General features: G+C 70.2%; 12 protein-coding genes and 3 pseudogenes. 11 read left to right on the forward strand and 4 right to left on the reverse strand.

The features are described from left to right. Positions 1-11: 11 nt before the first annotated feature. From ABTW87_RS02360 to ABTW87_RS30165, 4 genes and pseudogenes are all read left to right on the forward strand, one after another. Positions 12-779 carry a thioesterase II family protein gene (locus tag ABTW87_RS02360; protein ID WP_350647746.1) on the forward strand — a complete coding sequence of 256 codons (768 nt, stop codon included), beginning with the start codon at positions 12-14 and terminating at the stop codon, positions 777-779. Next, on the forward strand, positions 776-2,935 hold the full coding sequence (locus tag ABTW87_RS02365) for an AMP-binding protein (RefSeq protein WP_350647747.1): 2,160 nt from the start codon (positions 776-778) through the stop codon (positions 2,933-2,935). Before ABTW87_RS02360 ends, ABTW87_RS02365 begins: the two co-directional genes overlap by 4 nt. Continuing rightward, positions 2,935-6,309, forward strand: a complete 3,375-nt coding sequence (locus ABTW87_RS02370) for a condensation domain-containing protein (RefSeq protein ID WP_350647749.1) — start codon at positions 2,935-2,937, stop codon at positions 6,307-6,309. The genes ABTW87_RS02365 and ABTW87_RS02370 overlap by 1 nt, the downstream gene beginning before the upstream one ends. A gap of 64 nt (positions 6,310-6,373) precedes the next feature. Further along, positions 6,374-6,497, forward strand: a pseudogene (locus tag ABTW87_RS30165) (transposase); the annotation flags it as partial. A 78-nt stretch (positions 6,498-6,575) separates the two neighbouring features. Here the strand turns inward: ABTW87_RS30165 and ABTW87_RS02375 are convergent. Then, a complete protein-coding gene (locus ABTW87_RS02375) occupies positions 6,576-7,067 on the reverse strand; it encodes an SRPBCC family protein (protein ID WP_350647750.1) in 492 nt (163 codons plus the stop codon). A 10-nt stretch (positions 7,068-7,077) separates the two neighbouring features. Further along, entirely contained in the window at positions 7,078-7,632 is a 555-nt protein-coding gene (locus ABTW87_RS02380; protein WP_350647752.1) for a CGNR zinc finger domain-containing protein, read from the reverse strand. A 384-nt stretch (positions 7,633-8,016) separates the two neighbouring features. Here ABTW87_RS02380 and ABTW87_RS02385 point away from each other — a divergent pair. Both ABTW87_RS02385 and ABTW87_RS02390 read left to right on the forward strand, forming a co-directional pair. Then, positions 8,017-8,820, forward strand: a pseudogene (locus ABTW87_RS02385) (IS5 family transposase). 10 nt (positions 8,821-8,830) lie between these two features. Next, positions 8,831-9,400 (forward strand): annotated as a pseudogene (locus tag ABTW87_RS02390) (IS3 family transposase); the annotation flags it as partial. A 127-nt stretch (positions 9,401-9,527) separates the two neighbouring features. Here ABTW87_RS02390 and ABTW87_RS02395 read toward each other — a convergent pair. Then, entirely contained in the window at positions 9,528-12,926 is a 3,399-nt protein-coding gene (locus ABTW87_RS02395) for a 3-keto-alpha-glucoside-1,2-lyase-like domain-containing protein (RefSeq protein WP_350647754.1), read from the reverse strand. A 719-nt stretch (positions 12,927-13,645) separates the two neighbouring features. Here ABTW87_RS02395 and ABTW87_RS02400 point away from each other — a divergent pair. From ABTW87_RS02400 to ABTW87_RS02415, 4 genes are all read left to right on the forward strand, one after another. Continuing rightward, a complete protein-coding gene (locus tag ABTW87_RS02400) occupies positions 13,646-14,032 on the forward strand; it encodes a hypothetical protein (protein ID WP_350647756.1) in 387 nt (128 codons plus the stop codon). Beyond that, entirely contained in the window at positions 14,029-14,511 is a 483-nt protein-coding gene (locus tag ABTW87_RS02405; protein ID WP_350647758.1) for a hypothetical protein, read from the forward strand. The genes ABTW87_RS02400 and ABTW87_RS02405 overlap by 4 nt, the downstream gene beginning before the upstream one ends. Positions 14,512-15,456: 945 nt before the next feature. Further along, positions 15,457-15,975 carry a MarR family transcriptional regulator gene (locus tag ABTW87_RS02410; protein ID WP_350647760.1) on the forward strand — a complete coding sequence of 173 codons (519 nt, stop codon included), beginning with the start codon at positions 15,457-15,459 and terminating at the stop codon, positions 15,973-15,975. Beyond that, positions 15,972-17,231, forward strand: coding sequence for an MFS transporter (locus tag ABTW87_RS02415; protein ID WP_350647761.1), 1,260 nt, complete (start codon positions 15,972-15,974; stop codon positions 17,229-17,231). The genes ABTW87_RS02410 and ABTW87_RS02415 overlap by 4 nt, the downstream gene beginning before the upstream one ends. A 201-nt stretch (positions 17,232-17,432) precedes the next feature. On the opposite strand, the gene ABTW87_RS02420 is transcribed toward ABTW87_RS02415, so the two are convergent. After that, entirely contained in the window at positions 17,433-17,804 is a 372-nt protein-coding gene (locus ABTW87_RS02420) for an ArsR/SmtB family transcription factor (RefSeq protein WP_350647763.1), read from the reverse strand. Between the two features lie 79 nt (positions 17,805-17,883). Between ABTW87_RS02420 and ABTW87_RS02425 the strand changes: the two genes are divergently transcribed. Beyond that, on the forward strand, positions 17,884-19,830 hold the full coding sequence (locus ABTW87_RS02425; protein ID WP_350648042.1) for a heavy metal translocating P-type ATPase: 1,947 nt from the start codon (positions 17,884-17,886) through the stop codon (positions 19,828-19,830). The last annotated feature ends 23 nt before the right edge of the window (positions 19,831-19,853 follow it).

Genomic DNA, 19,853 nt, shown 5'->3' on the forward strand with positions numbered 1-19,853 from the left:
GGAGCGCAGGCGTGGACAGCCGGGACCTGAGCCCTTGGTTCGAGCTGATGCCGCCGGACGGACCCGGCCCGATGGTGGTCGCCATCCCGTACGCCGGCGGGTCCGGCCGCGCCTTCCGGTCATTGCGACGGCACGTGCCGTCGCGGTGCGGCCTGGCGCTCGTCGACCTTCCGGGGCACGGCCGGCAGGCGGCCGAACCCTTCCTGCACGACGCCGACCAGGCCGCCACCGGTCTGCTGGCTGCCCTGAAGACGTTGCCGGCCACCGATCTCGTGCTGCTCGGGCACAGCCTCGGCGGCGTACTAGCCTATGAGGTGGCGGCTCGCCTCACCGAAAGCGGCACCCCACCCGCCGGCCTGGTGGTCTGCGGCAGCCGGGCGCCGTTCACCGGTCTCGGTCATCCGCCGGTGGCCCACCTGCCGGCCGGCGAGCCGTTCCTCCGGGCGGCCGTCGACCTCGGCCTCGCCGCCCCGGAGATGCTGGAGCTGCCCGACCTAGCCGAGACGTTCGGCGGCCTGCTGCAGGCCGACCTGGCGATGACCGCGAGCTATCGCCCCCGTCGCCGGCCGCCGCTGCCCGTGCGCGCCTGCGTGATCGGCTTCAGCGCCGACTGGATCGTGCCCGAGCCGGCCCTGCGCGCCTGGGACACGCTGTTCGACTCGCCGCCGCTGCACCTGCGGACGGCGGGCGGGCACCTGGCACTGCACGAGCGGGAGAACGACTACGGCGAGGCGGTGCGAGCGGCCGTGGAACACGCGAGCGAGAGAAGGGTGCCATGACCCGGACCGTCGAATACCCGCCGGCAGCCTGGAACGCCACCGAGCATCCCTACCGAAGCGACATCGTGCCGGCCCAGCTGATCGTCGAGGCGGCCGGCCGGGCGCCGCGAGCCCCCGCCCTGCTCACCGGCGAAGGGCTCACCCACACGTACGGTGAGCTGCTCGCCGAGGCGAACCGGCTAGCCCACCTGCTGGCGGAACTGGGCATCGGCCCGGGCGACTACGTCGGGGTGGTCGGCCGGCACCGCCCCGACACGGTGGTGGCCCAGGTGGCCGTCGCCCTGGCCGGCGCGGCCTTCGTGCCGTGCAAACCGGACTGGCCGCCGAGCCGCCTCGGCCACGTTCTCGAGTCGACCGGCACCCGCTGTCTGATCGGCGGCGCGGGCGACCTGGCCCGGCTGGACGGCTTTCCGCCGGTGGCAGCGACGCTGACCGATGTCGTGCTGCTGGACGTGCCCACCGAGGAGCCGCCGCTGCCCCGGCCGGCGCCGACCGTGCGGCGACGGACGATGGACGAGGCGACGGCCGGCCGCATCGTCCGGCTGGTGCTGGCCGGCGAGCCGTCCTCGGTGCTGGAGATCGGCTTCGGCGACGGTGCCGTGCTGCGGCAGGCGGCCCCGCACGTCGACCTCTACGCCGGTCTGGACCCGGACGCGGAGGCCGTGCGCGCCGCCCTCACCTGGACCAAGGAGCAAGGCCTGCTGGCAGACCTCGTGCAGGGCGCCGCCCACGAGGTGGGTGAGCAACTGCCCGGTCGCTACGACGCAGCCGTGCTCTCCGACGTCGCGCACCTACCCGGCGTCCGCTATCTGCACGCCGTGCTCGACGCGCTGGCCGATGTCATCCGGCCCGGCGGCGAGGTCGTGCTGGCCGGCATGGCCCTGCCCGCCGAGTTCTTCGCCACGCTGCTCGGCGAGGTCTGGTCGCCGGTGCCGGCGGGCGAGGGCCCGGAGGTCGTGCTGCGGCGCGGCGAGGAGGCGCCGGGCGGCCGCGCGGCGCCTCCTCGCATCTGGACCGGGTACCACGTGGCGCGGCATCCGGCGATCGACATGCCCGTGCGGGGCCGGCCAGGCGACGTCGCGTACGTCATCTTCACCTCGGGCTCCACGGGGCGGCCCAAGGGTGTCGCGATCGCGAACACGGCGCTGGTCAACATGCTGCAGTGGGCCACCGAAACGTTCTCCGTCGGCCCGGCCGACCGACTATTGCAGGTCACCTCGTTCTGCTTCGACCTGTCCATCTATGACGTCTTCGGCCTGCTGTCCGCCGGCGGTTCGATTCGGATGGCCACCGAGGAGGAGATTGCCGAGCCGGCGCGGCTGGCCGACATCCTGCTGACCGAACCGATCACCCTCTGGAACTCGGCGCCGCCGATGTTCGCCTGGGTGCTGCCATTCCTGTCCTCGTCCGGCTCGGTGAGCACCTCGATGCGGCTGATGTTCCTGGCCGGCGACTGGATCGCGCTGTCGCTGCCGGACGAGACGAAGAAGGTCTTCCCCAAGGTCCAGATCGTCAACTTCGGCGGCGCCACCGAGACGACGGTCTGGTCCACCTACTTCGTCATCGACGAGGTCGACCCGTCGTGGGCGAGCATCCCATACGGCCGCCCGCTGTGGAACACCCGCTACTACGTGCTCGACGACGACCGCCGACCGGTGCCGATCGGCGAACCCGGCGACATCTACTCCGCCGGCACCAGCACGGCGCTCGGCTATCACGGCGACCCGGCCCAGACCGCCCGGCGCTTCGTGCCCGACCTGCTCGTCCCCGGCGAGCGCATGTACGCCTCCGGCGACCGCGGCAAGTGGCGCCCCGACGGAGAGCTGCAGTTCCTGGGCCGGGTCGACCACCAGGTCAAGATCCGCGGTTACCGGGTCGAGCTGGGCGAGATCGAGTCGATCGTCGCAGGGCTCGACGGCGTGCGCGAGGCGGTCGCGGTGACGGCGAACATCGCCGGCGAGCAGTCCCTGGTCGCGTTCTACACGTGCCGGCCGCCGGGACCCGAGATCGATTCGGTACGGGCGGCGCTCGCCGCCCGGGTGCCCGACTACATGGTGCCCGCGCGGATCATCCGCCGAGACGAGCTGCCGCTGACCGCCAACGGCAAGGTGGACCGGGCGGCTCTGGCCGCGCTCGCGCAGCAGGGTGGCGCATGATGACGCACATTGACGTGGCGGCCCGGGTGCGGGCCGCCTGGGCCGAGGTGCTCGGCGACGATCAGCAGGCATTCCTGGCCGGGGGCGGTCACTCGCTGGCGGCCGCCCGCCTGATCGTGCGGCTGCGTGAGGAACTGCAGGTCGACCTGCCGATGTCGGCGATCCTGCGCGACGACCCGACGGTGGCCGAGCTGGTCGAGGCGGTGCAGGCACGGCTGGCCGCCCCGCGTACGGCCGCCTTGCCACCGCGACCAGTGGCCGACCCGTCGTCGTCCGCCGCCCCGCTCGCCCCGACCCTGCGCCGCATCTGGGCGTGGCACCGCCTGCATCCCGACTCGCCCGCCTACAACGTGGTCCGGGTGCTCGCCGTCGCCGGCCGCGTGGAACCGGCCCCGCTGCGGGCCGCCTTGGCCGACCTCGGCGCGCGCCACGAGGCGCTGCGCTGCGCGGTCGTCGAGCAGCGCCCGGGCGAGCCCAAGATCGTCGTGCAGAACCGGGTCGCCGCGCCGCTGTCGGTGGAGGTGCTCCGCCAGACCCCCGTCGAGGAGACCCTCTACCGCATCGCGGACCGTCCGTTCCCGCTGGCGAAGGCCCCGCTGTGGCGGGTCGGCGCCGTGCACGAGCCGGCCCGGGACCGCACCTGGCTCGTCCTGGTCATGCACCACCTGATCTCCGACCTGCGCTCGTCCGACATCGTGCTGAACGACCTCGCGCTGGCCTACCGCGCGCGGGCCGCCGGCGAGGAGCCGAGCTTCGCCGCGCCGGCGCCCAGCCTGCTGACCCACCTGGCGTTCGAGGCGCAGGTGCCCGGCACACCGCGCTGGTCGGACGACCTGGACTGGTGGTCACGGCGGTTGTCCGAAACCGCTCCGGCCGGTCCGCTGCCCCTGACCGCGGCCCACCGCGACGAGCACGTCTTTGCTGGCGCGACACACAGCGTCGAACTGTCCGCCGGCGAGTCGGACGCGCTGGACCGCAGGCTGCGCGCGCAGGGCCTCACCCCAGCGGTCTTCTTCCTGACCGCGGCCGGCGCCATCCTCGCCGCGTGGACCGGCTCCGCCCGCGACGAGGTGCTCGGCCTGCCCAGTGTGCGGATGAGCCGGGCGGAGGACGAGCGGCTCGTCGGCTTCCTGCTCGACACGCTGCCACTGCCGGTCACCGTCGACCGGTCGGCGAGCTTCCTGCAGTCGTACGAGGCGGTGCGTGACGCCTTCGCCGACGCCGCCGACCACGCCCTGCCGGTCTTCGACGAGATCGTCGACCGGGCCCGGGTGCCGCGCGCCGCCGCGAGCCGCACACCGCTGATCAGGTTGTGGTTCAACGACCTCACCCAGGCGGCCCCGCCGCGGACGCTGGGCGACCTGCCGGTGACCGAGTACGACCTGCCGCCCGCCTGGGCGCTGTTCGACCTCGGTCTCTACGTGCGCCACAGCCCCGACGGCTACCGGCTGCACCTGGTCACGCCGCGCGGGCTGTTCGACCCGGCCGACACCGCCGCGTTCCTCGACCAGATCGTCCACACGGCCGTCCGCGCCGGCACCGACCCCACCCGCCCGATCGGCGAGCTTCTCGCGGCACCCGATGCCGCCACCGCGCCTGCCGCGAACCTCCCCGCGGTGGCCTCCACCGTGGACCTGATCGATCAGCACAGCCGGAACCGGCCAGCCGCGACCGCGCTGGCCGACCGCGAGGGCGACCTCGACTACGCGTCGCTGCACCGGCGGATCGACGACATGGCCGCGCAACTGCGCGACACCGCCGGCCCGCACGCGGTCGTCGCGCTGCCGGCCCGGCGCGACCGGCTCTTCGTGCTCCGCCTGCTCGCCTGCCGGCGGGCTGGGGCAGAGGCCGTGCTGGTCGACGCCGGCTGGCCCGAGTGGCGCCGGCGCCGGGCGATGGAGATCGCCGCGGTGACACACGCCTTCCCGTGGAGCGGCGAGGGCCCAGCCGCGCCGGTCGCGGCCGGCCGGGAAGGCGGCGGCCACCACGTGCTCTTCACCTCCGGCACCAGCGGCGACCCACTGGCCGTCCGGGTGCCCACCACGCTCACCGACGCCGCCCTCGCCGCCCTCGGCGACCGGCTCGGCATGACCGCCGACGATCGGGTGTCGATGCTCAGCGGCCCCGGCCACGACCCGGTGCTGCGCGACCTCGGCCTGGCGCTGCGGGCCGGCGCGACCGTCTGCGTTCCACCGCCAGAGGTGATCGAGAAACCGGACCGGCTGGCCGCCTGGCTGCGCCGGGAACGGGCGACCGTGGTGAACGCCACGCCGGTGATGCTGGCCCTGGCGTTGAGCACCGACCCGGAGCCGCTGCCCGACCTGCGGGTCGTGGTGTGCGGCGGGTCCCCGCTATCCACGGCGACCGCCAAGCTGATCAGATCTCGCGCAGAGCGGGCGGTTCTGCTCAACGGCTACGGCTGCACCGAGACCCCGCAACTCGTGACCGTGTTCGAGATCGGCCCCGACCAGCCGTTACCGCTGGCCGCGCAGGTGCCGATCGGCGAGCCTCTGCCCGACCGTCGGGTCGAGCTGCGCGACCCGGACGGCCGGCGGTGCGCCGCCGGCCAGCTCGGCGAGGTTTGGGTCGCGGCGCCGCACATCGCCGAGGGCTATTGCGGCGGTACGGGCACCGACCGATTCACCACCGACGCCGACGGGCTCCGCTGGCTGCGGACCAGCGACCTGGCTCGCCTCGACGCCGCCGGCCGGTTCCACCTCGCCGGTCGCACCGACCGGCAGGTCCTGCTCAACGGCCACCGGGTCACGCTGGAGGAGATCGAGTCGGTGGCCCGCGGCTGCCCTGGTGCGGTCGAGGCGATCGCTCAAGTCGTCGGCGAGGACACCCAGCAGTCCCTGCGTGTGTGGGTGCATCGCTCAGCGACCGCCACGCTGACCGAGACCGACGTTCGTGCCCGCCTCGCCACCGTGCTGCCGGCCACGATGGTGCCGGCCCGCGTGCACGTGGTGGACCGCCTGGCCGTTTCGCCGAACCTGAAGCCGGCGGCCCCCGGCCCGCTGCCGTCTCCGGCCGCCCACCGCACCGAACGCCGCCTGCAAGAGCTGGCCGCGTCGGTGCTGGGCCGTCCCATCGACCCGGCGACGAACTTCTTCGACGCCGGTTTCACGTCGATCTCGCTCCTGCAGATGTGCGCCGAACTGACCGACCTGCTGGGTCGCCCGGTGGAGCCGCTGCACGTCTTCGAACGCCCCAACCTGGAGTCGCTCAGCCTCTTTCTCTTCGGCCCGGGCGACCCGGCCACCGCACCGCCCCCACCGCCGGCCGCACCGGGGCCCACCGGCGATCGCTCGGGTCGCCTGGCCCGTATGCGCTCGACCCGACGCCAGGTGCGCGCCCAGATCCGCGAGCTGTGACCAGCTCCGTGCCGCCAAGCCGCCACCACGTCGCCGGACCCCAATCACATCGACGGTGCCGGTGGGTCAGCACGACCCGGCCGGGGCGAACTCCGGGAACTCGCGTAACGGCAGCCGGTCCAAGACGGGTGTTGACCGATGTCGGGCCGGTGCAGATCGACGTGCCGCGGGACCGGGCGGGATCGTTCGAGCTTCACCCACGCCCGCCTTCCACACGCCGCGTGAAAACCTGAAACAAGTGTGAAGAACCCAGCGACCAAAGATCGCTAGCCCGGCCGAACGTTCGACACGCCTCCCGCCTCGGCGACATCGCGCAGGTCGTCAAGTGCAGCTCTCAGTCGGTCGACCCTGGATGAGAAGTCCACCGGGGACTCCCGCGGCCGCTGAATGGACGAAACGATCAGCTCGGTGCCGTGATGGTTCGGAATCAACCGGCATGCGTGGAAGAACGCCAACCTTATCGGCAGGATGACAAGATGATCAAGTATAAGGCGATCCCGGTCGAAACCGGTTCTCAGGACTACCTTGCCCTGCTGTCGGGAGGTGAGATGGTATTCGCCCCCAGCCACGAGCCTGGCGGAGAGGACGCATCGTACGAAGTGCGGCCACCGGGTGACGTCGGAAGCCATGTCCCATACGACGTCCGCTGGCCGCCGGATGGACACGGTCAATGTCTCGGGCCTCAACGTCTTGTAATCGCTGGTATCGTCCACCGACGCTTTCTCCTCATTGCCCGGACCGTGTCGGTCGATCAGCACGGTCCACCGTTCAAGTGACTGCACGCCGGACTGATGCGGCGCGGGTGCGATATGCGATTACCGCGGCGCGATTGCTGCAGCGGACGTCGCAGTACCGCTTGGACCTGTTCCTGGAGAGATCGACGAGCACCCTCGTGCACTCCGGAACCCCGCATGAACGGAGGCGGTTCAGCTCCCCGAGGCACAGCAGATCTGCGACGGCCATCGCCGCCTCGACGGCGAGGTGGGCTGCCAGCGGCCCATCCAGCGGCACTACGTGAACGTGATACTCGTATGCGTCGTGCCGAACCAGTTGCGGTAGGGCTGAGAAATCGCGGAGCAGCTCGTTGACGATGTCGATTACCTGTTTCTCGCGCGCAAACCAGAGTTGCCGCAGCCGGGGTCGCAGGTCGCGAACCTCGCGCAGATCCGACGCGTCGCACTCCTGGCGTGGGCTGAGGGGCAGACTGCGAGCCAGATCATTCAGGGCCGCGACGTCGGAAACGAGATCATTCCTTCCGTCGTTGGTGTTCACCAATGCGGCCGTGGCCACCAGCGCCGTTGCCGCTTCATGCCGAAGAATCACCTCGACCCCTGTCCTGCCTAGGTGGGGCAGCCGCCATGCGCAACGGGCATTCATTGGCCTGTCGCAAGGAGATTCGCGGGTCGATCCGACCGACGCCGCTCTTCTTCACGCTGCGCGTTCCCCCGCGACCGTGACCGTACATCGGCGACCGTTGCCATGCAACACGGGAATGCCCCACCTTGTGGCCGGTGAAAGTGGCCTCTGTCCTGCAAAGATGGGACTTGCTAAGGGTCTCAGTCATTCGCCACGGGCTGCTCGGAAGCGACTACCGCCCCAACCAGATGACCTACGACCTACGCCGGCTGCGCCTCAACGGCTTAGAGCGTGGCTCAGGTGGCAGTGGGCTGATCTTCGTGGTAGATCGTTTCTACTGTGGACGCGCGGTTGATCCAGCAGTGGGTGCCTGAGGAGTTGTGGAACCTGGCCGGCCCGTTGATCCCGCCGCCGCCTCGGCGTCGGCAGGGCGGAGGGACGCCGCCGATCGATGCGCGGGCGGTGTTCGCGGCGATCGTGTACGTGCTGACCACTGGTGGTGCCTGGCGGCATCTGCCGCCCGGGTTCGGGGTGTACAGGGCCACAGCGCATCGCCGGTTCCAGGCGTGGACAGCTGCCGGACTGTGGCGGCGGCTGCACGTCGCCGCGTTGGATCAACTCGGCGCCCGCGGGCTGATCGACTGGTCCCGGGCCACCGCTGACGCCGCCTACGTGCGGGCGAAAGGGGGGCGCTCTGACCGGTCCGAGCCCGGTCGACCGGGGTAAACCCGGCAGCAAGATCCACGCCCTGTCCGACCGCGGCGGGCTGCCACTGTCGGTGGGGTGTCGGCGGCGAACACCCATGACAGCCGCTGCCTGGAATCCCTCGTCCAGGCCATCCCCGCCGTCAAGTCCCGGCGCGGCCCCCGCCGCCGACGCCCGGACAAGCCGCACACCGACAAGGGCTACGACTACCCCCACCTGCGCCGCATGTTCCGCCAGCGCGGCATCCGCCCCCGCATCGCCCGACGCGGCATCGAATCGACAAACCGGCTCGGCCGGCACCGATGGGTCATCGAGCGGACCTTCGCCTGGTTCACCGGCTACCGCCGGCTCACCACCCGCTACGAACGCAACCCCGGCCTGTACTGCGCATTCGTCACCCTCGCCGCCGCCCTGACCTGCCACAAGCGCTACCTCAAACTCACCACCTGAGACACGCCTTATGAGCTGCGCGATCGCTTCGGGCTCGAGCCCGTCCTCCGGGTCATCGGCGTGGCGGCCTCGACCTACTACGGCTGGCTCGCTCAGGCCGCGAACCCGTCCGCTCGGCGACGCGAGGACGCGGAGCTGGCGGTGGAGATCGCGGAGATCCACACTGTCCGGCGGCACCTACGGCAGTCCGCGGGTGCACGCGATGCTGCGCCGCCAAGGCCGGCGCGTGGGCCGCAAGCGGGTCGAGCGGTTGATGCGCAACGCCGGCCTGCAGGACGCGTTCCTGCGCAAGAAGTGGCGCATCCCGTCCACCCGGTCGGACCCGAAGGCGACACCCGCTCCGGACCTGGTCAACCGGCAGTTCACCGCCGCGGCCCCGAACCGGCTATGGGTCGCCGACGCCACCCGCATCCCCTGCGGCGAGGGGGTGTTCTGGCTGGCCGCCGTGCGGGACGTGTTCTCCAACCGCATCGTGGGCTGGCGGTGCTCCGACCGCTGCGACACCGACCTGATCCTCGGCGCCCTCGAATACGGCATCTGGTCCCGCGACGTCCGCGACGGCCAACTGATCCACCACTCAGACCGCGGGGCAATACACCAGTCGGGCCTTTGGGCAGCGGCTCCGGTCCGCCGGCTGATCGCAGCCCCTCCCCGCCGGGCCGGGTCCGCAGCGTGGTCGCCTGCGGAACCCGGCCCGGCGTGCGCGGTCAGGTCAGTGGTTCGATCCAGATGTTGCGGTAGCGGACGTTCTCGCCGGCATCGCCGTGGTCCTGCAGGCGGATCGGCCCGCCGGACGGCCCTTCGGCCGCGCCGGCGCCGGTCGGACCGTCGATCGGGATGTTGTCGTGTACGGTGACGCCGTTCCAGGCGACCGTCACGCGCGCGTTCTCGGTCTTGTTGCCGGCGGAGTCGAAGCGCGCCGCCCGGAAGGTGATGTCGTAGGTCTGCCAGGTCTGCGGCGCGGTGGCCGCGTTGCTGTCCGGAGCCCGCTTGCCGTAGATGGCCGCGGCGTCCGCGTTGGTCAGGTTGGTCTTGCCGTACGAGTCGAGGACCTGGATCTCGTAGCGGTTCTGCAGGTAGACGCCGCTGTTGCCGCGCGCCTGCCCGGTGACGTTCGCGGGGTAGTTGGGCTGCCACCACTCCACGTGCAGTCGGAAGTCACCGAAGCTCTGGGTGGTGCGGATGTCGCCGCCCGCCGATTCCATCGAGCCGTTGGCGATCGGCCAGGTGGCGGCGCCGCCGCCGGTGGTCTGCCAGGCGTCGAGGTCGTCGCCGTCGAACAGTTGGATCCGGTTGGTTGCGCTCCCGCCGTTGATGATCCAGTGCTGGTTCGCGCCGCCGACGTAGGCCCAGATGTGGATCTGAGTGCCGTTGGCGGTGGATCCGCCGGCGGCGTCGAGCACCTTACCCGACTGGGGGTTGAGGATGGAGCCGTTGGCCTGCGGCTGCCACACCTGGGCGCCGGTGCCGTTGCAACTCCAGAGTTGGACCTTGGTGCCGTTGGCGGTGCCGCCCTTGTCGACGTCGAGACACTTGCCGAGTGCCCGCAGGGTGTCGCCGACCCGGGTCCACTTCTGGGCGTCGGTGCCGTTGCAGGTGTAGAGCTGGATCTTCGTGCCGTCGGCGGTGCCGCTGTTGCTGACGTCGAGGCACTTGCCGCCGATCCCGGTGATTGTGCCGGCATCGCCGCCGGTCGCGGTGACCGTGATGGCGTCGAGGTTGACGTGGCCGTCGTCGCCGCTGTCGTGCCGGTAGGCGATGGTGTTCGTCCCGGCGTTCAGCGTCACCCGCTCGGTCTTCGTGGCCCAGCTGGTCCACGCGCCGGTGTCGGCGAGGCTGGTCTGGCGCACTTTCGTGCCGTTGACGTACAAGCTGATCTTCTTGGTGCCGGTGAAGGGGTTCGGGCCGTTGGCGTAGCGCAATTCGACGTCGTGCGCGCCGGCCGAGGCGGCGGTGACGGTGAAGGTGGTGGTGGCCCCGAGTGTGCCGTAACCGGCGACGAAGCCGCTGCCGGTGTAACCCGCGTGGTTGCTGTTGACGACCGCACCGCCGGCCAGGGCGGCGCTCTCCGCCTGGTAGTTACCACCGGTGGGCGGCGGGGTGCTGCCGGGGATGGCGTTGAGCGTGTACCAGGCCTCGGTGCTCCACAGCGACTGTCCGGTGGAAGAGGTGAACGGCCGTGGTGAGCGGACGTGCACGACGTGCCCGGCCTTACGGCCCGCAATGGCGAGGGTGACGGTCTTGCGGTCAGCGGACAGGGATGCCGCTGAGACGGTCAGGGTCTCCTGGTCGATCTTCGGTCCGCCGTAGCTGGCGGTGGGTTGGTAGCGCCACTGCTTGACCTTGTAGCGGGCGGCCAGGCCGGCCGCGGTCTCGGTGGACAGCGGCTGGGTGTACTCGAGCTGAAAGCCGCTGGCGGTGGCGCGCATGGCGAGAATGTCGAAGGTGCTCGTTCCGTTCGGGGTGAGCTTCTGCAGGCCGTACTGGAGCTTGCCGCTCTGGCCCCAGTTGCCGCCGGCGCCGAGCCCGCCGACGTAGACGGCGCCGTCCGGGCCGAGGTGCACCTCGGAGACGCCGGCCTCCAGGCCCTGGGTCATCCGGAACAGTGCGCCCTGGTACTCGCCGTTGACCTTCTCCAGGTAGGCCCGCTGGAGGCCGCCGTAGGTCACGTCCCCGATGAGCAGCTGACCTGCGTAGGTGCCGCTGGGCACGGTCACCAGCCCGCTGGGGGAGTTGGCGATCTCGTTCTGCGGCATCCACAGCACCGGCGGAGTGATCGGGTTGCCGTCGAAGGGACCGTCCGGGTTCATGTAGTGGTTGAAGAACCGGTCCTGCTTGATGTGCAGCAGCTTCGACGACGGCAGCCAGCCGCCTTGGTTGTCGGTGACGAAGATGCCGTTCTCCGGGCCCCACCCGATGCCGTGCGGCGTCCGTAGCCCACCTGCGAGGTAGGAGACCGCGCCGGTGTCCTTGTGCACCTTGATCGTCGTGCCCCGGTTCGGCGCCGGCTGCGGGTCGGTGGTCGCCCCGCCGTAGTTGATCGACACCGACAGGTTCAGGTAGAAGTACGGCGCCTGATACAGCAGGCCGAAGGCGAACTCGTGGAAGTTGCCCCCGTACGGCCAGGTGGCCACGGTCTGGTACTGGTCGGCCACCTCGTCGCCGGTGGTGTCCACGAGCCGGGTCAGCCGCTGCTTCTCCGACACGTAGACGACCTCGTCGACGATCTTCAGGCCCATCGGCTCCTTGAGATTGTCACCGATCTTCTTGGTGGTGACACTGCCGGGACCGGTGGAGCCGCCGGTGTTGGACAGGATGTGGATCTCGCCGTCCTGCGAGGTGCCGGACTGGTCGTTGCCGCCCCAGGTGGAGATGACCATCCGCCCGTCGGGGAGCCAGTCCATCCCGGTGACCTTCGGCTGAAAGCCGTTGGGCCGCAGGTTGGTCAGCGTGTAGCTGGGGTGCACTCCGTTGAGCGGCAGGCCGTCGCCGGGGGAGTCGAAGACGCCCTCGCACTCCTTCTTGCCCGGGGCGGTCACCCGGACCACGCCCGCGTCGGTGCTCAGGGCGGAGTTGGGCACCACGACGAAGGACGACGAGCCGGGAACCTTCCACTGCAGGGTGATCTGCTGCCCACCGGTGCGCTCAAAGTGGTCGATCCGAAACGGGTGCGCCCCGGCGGTCAGGGTGACCGTGCCCTCCTTGGGCGGGTCCGCGCCGTGCAGGCCGTCATGGTTGATCACGACGGAGTTGTCGATGGTGAGCTTCGACCCGTCGTCGCTGGTCAGCCGGAACGTATAGGAGCCGGCGTTCGGGACGTTGATGTTGCCGAGCACCTGCGTCACGAAATAGTCGGCGACACCGAAGTCAGCCGTCGACGTCCAGTTGATCGTGGACATCAGCTTGTCGACGTTCGGAGTCTGCGCAGGCTTGAGAGTGCAGAGTTCATCGAGCGGCACCTGCACGTCGTACACGCGCAGGGTGACGCCCGGCTCCTGGGCGGGCGCCGCACCCGCCGGCGCGGCCGACAGGCCGGTAGCGGCGACGACGAGGGCGATGACGCCGAGTGTGGGCCGGCGCAGCCGCTTGGACAAGCGTGTACTCATGGACGCTCCCGTGCTGAAGGGACTCGATGCTCAGCAACGGCGCCGACCCGGTACGGCATCGATGGTGGTAGCTCGTCACGCTAGACGTCTTTCGATGTGTCGTCCAGGTCTTCCCTTCGGACGGGCTCAACTTCTGCTCAGTCGGACAAAAGGCGGTGTTGTGATGAGTGGAGACCGTTGAGGGGCGGGCGCTGCCGTCACGGCTGTTGTCACCGGCGACGGCCGGCTCGGGTGTCCGCCAGCGCTCTGCCTGCCGGACGATCGCGGCCGTGCAGGAGATCTCCACAATGCTGAACAACATGTAGAAGGGGGTGGGTGTCCCCACCAGCAGCGTCGTTGCCGACGACACCCATCACTTCCAAGCCCTGGTCGACCAGGCTTGACATACCTCGCCCGCTACCACGTGCTCGCTCACTACCCGCTCGACACCCTGCTCGGCCGCTTCGCCGGACAACCCGTCAGCGCCATCGAAGCAGGCCAACACCTGGCCACCCTCATCCGAGCGGAAGACCAACGACAGCCCGCTGATGTCCTAGGACGCTCTGCAGGGGGTGAGGCGTCTCATGTCAGCGAGGAGGTCAAGCCACCCGTGATGCCTTACCGACAGCCGACAAGGGCTGGTCGGGGCGGTCAGCGGTAGGGCGTTGCGGGGCTCGCCAGCGGGGGAGGCGATAGGCTGCAACCGGTTATGCCCTGGTTTCGGAGGTGAGGTGCGCGCTGTGGGTACCGGCTACGAACCGATGAGCCTGGCGGTGTTGGCGACCCATCTCGCGTCTGCGGACAGCGATCGGATCCGCTGGAAGCTGGTGTGGGAGTTCCTGGAGGAGTATCGGTGGGAGCCAGCCGACACCAGGGTAGGTCTGTTGCAGGATGAGCCCGGGTCGACCGGGGACGTACGGTGGGATGCGCTGTTGGCGGCGATCGCGGAGCATCTGCTCGCGCAGGCGGATCTTGCTCCGCCGGCGTGGGTCGAGACCCGGGTGCTGCGCCGGGCCTGGTTCCCGGCCGAGTTGGCTATCCATCGCGCTGATGCTCTGGCGTGGGCGCCGGCCGCGTTTCGGAAACATGGTGTGTTCGTGTCGGTGCACGATTTGGCGGCGGCGTGAGCGGGTCGGACGGCGTCCTGATGGGGCGCGCGGAACTGGAGCGTGCGTTTACCCGTTTGGGCGAGCGGCTCGTCCGCCGTGGCGTCGTGGCTGACATCTTCGTGGTGGGTGGTGCCGCGATGGCGCTGGCCTATGACGCGAAGCGGGTGACCAGGGATGTCGATGCGATGTTCGTCCCGCACGGCGTGGTTCTCGACGAGGCCCGTGCGGTGGCCGACGACCTGGGACTGCCCCCGTGGTGGCTCAATGAGCAAGCCAGCGTCTACGTCTCGGGCAAGATCGATCCGGGCCGACGGCGGGTTTTCGACCATCCCGGGCTGCGCGTCATGGCGGCTTCGCCGGAGCACATCTTCGCGATGAAGCACTCGCGGCGCGGGCCCGCGACGTGGACGATCTCCGTACCTTGGCGGCGCTGGCCGGCGTCACGTCGGTGGACGACGCCGTACGCCTGTGCAGTGACTTCTACCCAGACGAGGTGATCTCACCACGGGCCATGGGAGTCATCCGCGAACTCTTCGAATGAGCCTGCGGCAGCGGTCCAGCACTGGGATCGGTTCGTGTCAATCCTCGGACACGTCAACCCCACGGGTAGTCTTCACGGTCGATGAAGCGCCTTGATGGGGTTTCTGCTGCGCATCGCCGCTTTGGCCCGGAACCGGGGGCGTTGGACCTCGCGTTTCGAGTGCACGCCGAGCAGGCCAGCAGTGACAGGTGGAGCTCATTGCTGGTGTCGACTGGCCCGTTGAGCTCGGGTAGCCACAGCTGCACGCCGTACAGCTCGAACAGCGAGGTCGCGGAACCGGTTGCCGTAGAAGGCTCGCTCGAGCTCTCCCACGATCACCGCGCCGAACCCGCGGCCAGGGGTGGCGAGAGCTGCCAGCAGAATACCTGGTGGCTGTGGTGTTGCCTGGCGCCAGCTCCGCGGGCAGCCTCGCCGGGTCGACTGCCGTAGGCCACCAGTCGAGCAGGTCGGGACCGTCGAGTTCCGGCACGTGCTGCATCAGGACCTCCCACAGTGGAGGCGCTGCCGCCATCCAACCGATCGCACGTACTCCACTCACGACACGCACGGTCCACCGTCCCTGCTCCGGCTCGCCACCGACCTGCCCGCCGCAGTCCTGGCGCGCATGCTCGGCATGCACGTCTGTAGCGCCGCGGTCTGGCAACGCGCCAGGGCCGGCGACTGGACAAGCGATGCCGCAAGACATCGGCCGCCGAGCGACGGGAGGTGGAGACATCGACTCGCCATCGAGCCAGTAGGGATCGACCCAGGATGCGTGGAGCGGTGTTCTTCGATGCCGACGGGACGCTGCGACCGCCAGCAGCGGACAGTACCTGCGGTTGGCGCCCTACCACGAGCCGGGTTTCAGCGTCACCGCGACTCGATGTAACAGAACTTATATAAGCACTGTTACAGTGGTGGTATGGCAGACGGTGACGGGCAAGCCGACGATCGAGATCTCGTTGACAGCAGCCACTGGCTCCCGCTGTTTCAGATGCTGAACGCGATGGATCAGGACATCGCTTCCTTGTACGACGACGCCGGCGTCACCGGGTTGCGCACCCGTTTCGTAGGTCCACTGATCAAGTTGGGCCGGCACGGCTCGATGACGATCAAAGAGTTGGCGACGGCCGTCGAGGTGACTCATTCGGCGATGAGTCAGACGGCCGCCGCGATGCGCGCCGCTGGTTTCGTCGAGGGCGCTGAGAGTGGTGACGGCCGGACCCGCTGCATCCAGCTCAGCCAACGAGGGCGCGAGCTCCTACCCCTTCTTCAAGCTGAGTGGCGGGCGACTGAGGTGACCCTGCGGCAACTCGAGGCCGAGATCCCCTACCCGCTTACTCAGGTCGTCAAGGACATCAATGCCGTTCTCGCCAGACGCTCGTTCAAGCAGCGGCTCGACGACAACCTGACCAGAGCCCTTAAGGAAGACCTGAGGTGAGTCTCCTGGGCGCCCTGGTCGACATTCGTCCCCTGCGGGAGCACCCAACCTTCCGCCGTCTGTGGTTGGGCGCGACCGCCTCCGGTTTCGGCAGCCAACTGGGGGCCTTCGCCGCGACCTTCTACGTTTGGGACCGAACGCACAACCCGCTGATGGTCGGGCTCATCGGTCTGTTCGCCGCCGCCCCGCTGATCGCGTTCGCCCTGCTTGGCAGTGCCTTCGTCGATCATGTGGACCGACGACGCCTGGCCATCGTGACCACCGTCGGCCTGATCATGACCAGTCTGCTCATGACTGGTGTCGCCTTGTGGCCCGGCGACGGGGTGTGGGTCATGTTCGGCCTGGTCGCCGTCGCCTCGAGCTTGTCCGCGTTGGGTACGCCGGCCCGGCGAGCCTTCGTCCCTCGGCTGCTTCCTCCTGATCGTCTGTCCGCAGGGCTGGCCCTGGACCACCTGTCCTTTCAGATCGCTGTGCTGCTCGGCCCGGCGATCGCGGGTTTCCTCACCGCACAGTGGGGAACCGCCGTCTGCTTCGCCATCGAAGCTGTCACGTTCGTGGCCGCGCTGATCGGTCTCACCGGCCTGCCGAGAACGAGCAGACTCGAGGGAGCGGGACGAGTCGGCGCTACCGCGGTCTGGGAAGGAGTCAGTTTCGCGGTCCGCACGCCAGCCGTGCGGGGAGCCTTCCTCGTGGACCTGGCCGCGACCGTACTGGCCATGCCGGTAGCCCTGTTTCCCGTCGTCAATCAGGAGAAGTTCGGTGGATCACCGGAGATCCTCGGCCTGCTCACTTCGGCGCTCGCCGTAGGCGGTGTGGTCGCCTCCGCGGTGTCGGGCCTGATCACCCAACGCAACCGCCCCGGCCTCGTACTCCTGGCCTGCGCCGCCCTATGGGGCGTCTCGCTGGCCGGGGTCGGCCTGAGCAGCCAACTCCCCGTCGTCCTCACCCTGCTAGCTCTCGCCGGCGCCGCCGACACCTGGTCCGTCGTGTCACGTGGCACGATCGTGCAATCATCGACGCCAGAGTCTCACCGTGGACGAGTCGCCTCCCTGGAACACATCGTCGGCGCCGCCGGACCACATGTCGGCGGCCTCCGGGCCGGGCTGGTCGCCGCCGAAGCCTCCGGCGGCACCGCCCTCGTCATCGGCGGACTCACCTGCCTCGCCAGCCTAGGGCTGATTACCGCGCTCATCCCTCAACTCCAACACTTCAGGATGACCCGACAATCTCCAGCCCAAGCCGAGGCACACGTGTAACCCTCTTGGTCGATCAACTTCGATCAACTGCCCGGTGACGTCCCCGAGTTGGCGAGGCATGCAGCTACGACCCGGCGGTGCGCCAAAACTCGTCGTCCTTCTCCCACCTCCTTGTGCAGGCAGGATGCACGGCCGGCGGTGTCGGCCGCTACGACGGTGGTGGTGGCTGTGCGGGGTGCCGCCTCTTCTGGCGGCGGGGTGTCACCGGCCGAGGTCTGGGCCGGCGGGGCGGGCGGGCGTGTCCGCGGCGGTGCCGCTGTCGTGCTGGTCGGCGTGGAAGAGCGCCTCGGTGAGCAGCCGACCCACATGGACGTCGGCGGCAGAGTAGTAGACGAAGGTTCCCTCGCGCCGGCCGCGTACCAGGCCGGCGAGGCGCAGTTTCGCAAGGTGTTGGCTGACCGCGGTCGGAGCCGCGCCGACGAGTTCGGCCAGGCAGGCGACGGAGGACTCGCCCTGCATCAGCGCCCAGAGAATCTTGATGCGGGTGGGGTCGGCGAGCAGCCGGAAACCCTCGGCGGCGAGGTGGACCTGCTCGTCGTGCGGCATGCGGAAGTCCGGCAGCGACGTGTGCACGCGGTCATCGTACCGCCATCCTCTTACATACCTGCACATCTGTATGCGCAACTGCGCAGGTATGCTCCTGGTCGTGACGATGACACGCGACGAGGCTCCCGTCCTCGCGACCGGCGCCGCATCCACTCGACTCCTTCGGCGCCGGCTGTGGGCGTTGGCCGAGGTGCGGTGGGCGGCCACGGCCCTGGCGCTGTTCGCCCTCGGTGGGACGGCCCATCTGGCGGGCGCACCGGCGCCGGTGTGGTGGGCGCTGTATCTCGCCTGCTACCTGGTCGGTGGGTGGGAACCGGCGCTGTCGGGGCTGCGGGCGCTACGCGAACGCACCCTGGACGTCGACCTGCTGATGGTCGTCGCGGCGGTCGGTGCCGCCGGCATCGGGCAGGTCTTCGACGGTGCCCTGCTGATCGTCATCTTCGCCACCTCCGGGGCGTTGGAGGCGTTCGCGACGGCGCGTACCGCCGACTCGGTGCGGGCCCTGCTCGACCTGACCCCGGAGCGGGCCGTCCGCGTCGACGACGGGCGTGAGGAGGCGGTCCACCCGGCCGAGCTGCGGGTCGGCGACGTGGTCCTGGTGCGTCCGGGCGAGCGCATCGGCGCGGACGCGGTGATCGTGGACGGCACCAGCGATGTCGACCAGGCCAGCATCACCGGCGAGCCCATGCCGGTGTCGCGGGGGCCGGGGGAGGAGGTCTTCGCCGGCACGGTGAACGGCACCGGTGCTCTGCTGGCGCGGGTGCACCGCCCGGCGGGGGAGACGGTGCTGGCGCGCATCGTCGCCCAGGTGGAGCAGGCCTCGGCCACCAAGGCCCGCACCCACCTGTTCATCGAGAAGGTCGAGCAGCGGTATTCGGTCGGTGTGGTCGTGGCCACCCTCGCCCTGTTCGTCATTCCGCTCGTCCTGGGCGCGGCGCTGCAGCCGACCCTGCTCCGGGCGATGACCTTCATGATCGTTGCCTCCCCGTGTGCGGTGGTGCTGGCGACGATGCCGCCTCTGCTGTCGGCGATCGCCCTCGCCGGCCGGCACGGCGTCCTGGTCAAGTCGGCCGTCGTGATGGAGAAGCTCGCCGACGTCGATGCGGTGGCTTTCGACAAGACCGGCACCCTCACCGAGGGCACCCCCGTCGTCGTGTCCGTACGACCGCTCGGCGCCGCCGAGGACGAGATGGTCCGCCTCGCCGCGGCGGCCGAGCAGCACAGCGAGCACCCGCTCGCCACCGCCGTGGTCGCCGAGGCCGGACGGCGGGGTCTGACGGTCCCGTCCGTGGCCGACGTCACCGCCCTGCCGGGCCGGGGCGTCACCGCCACCGTCGCCGGCCGCCGGGTGCGGGTCGGCAGTCCCACCCTGCTCGACGACCTGCCACCGGGCGCCGGTCGTGCCCAGGTGAAGGCCGCCGTCCAGGCCGCCGAGAACGACGGCCACACCGCCGTGCTCGTCGTGCTCGACGACGAACCGGCGGGCGTGCTCGCCCTGACCGATCGCACGCGCCCGGAGGCGGAGCCGAGCGTGGCGGCTCTCACCGTCCTGACCGGACGGGCACCACAGTTGCTCACCGGCGACAACCGGGGCGCGGCCACCCGCCTGGCCGGTGAGGTCGGCATCGACGCGGTCCACGCCGGGCTACTGCCAGGCGACAAGGTGGCCCGCGTCCGCGGGCTGCAGGACGGCGGGCACACGGTGCTGAGCGTCGGCGACGGGATCAACGACGCACCCGCCCTGGCCAGCGCCGACGTCGGTGTCGCTATGGGGCGGGGCGGGGCGGACCTCACCCTGCAGACCGCAGACGCGGTGCTGGTACGCGACGATCTCACCGCCCTGCCCGCGCTGCTCAGGCTCGCCCGGCGGGCCCGCCGGATCGTCGTGGCGAACCTGGTGATCGCCGGTACCTTCATCGTGGTCCTGGTCACCTGGGACATCGTCGGACACCTGCCGTTGCCGCTGGGCGTGGCCGGCCACGAGGGCTCCACCGTCATCGTCGCCCTCAACGGACTGCGTCTGCTGCGCGACGCCGCCTGGCGAGCGCCGTAGGCGGCCCGGTCACCCGGCCTGAG

The organism is Micromonospora sp. NPDC126480, from assembly GCF_040302465.1.
Taxonomy (GTDB): domain Bacteria; phylum Actinomycetota; class Actinomycetes; order Mycobacteriales; family Micromonosporaceae; genus Micromonospora.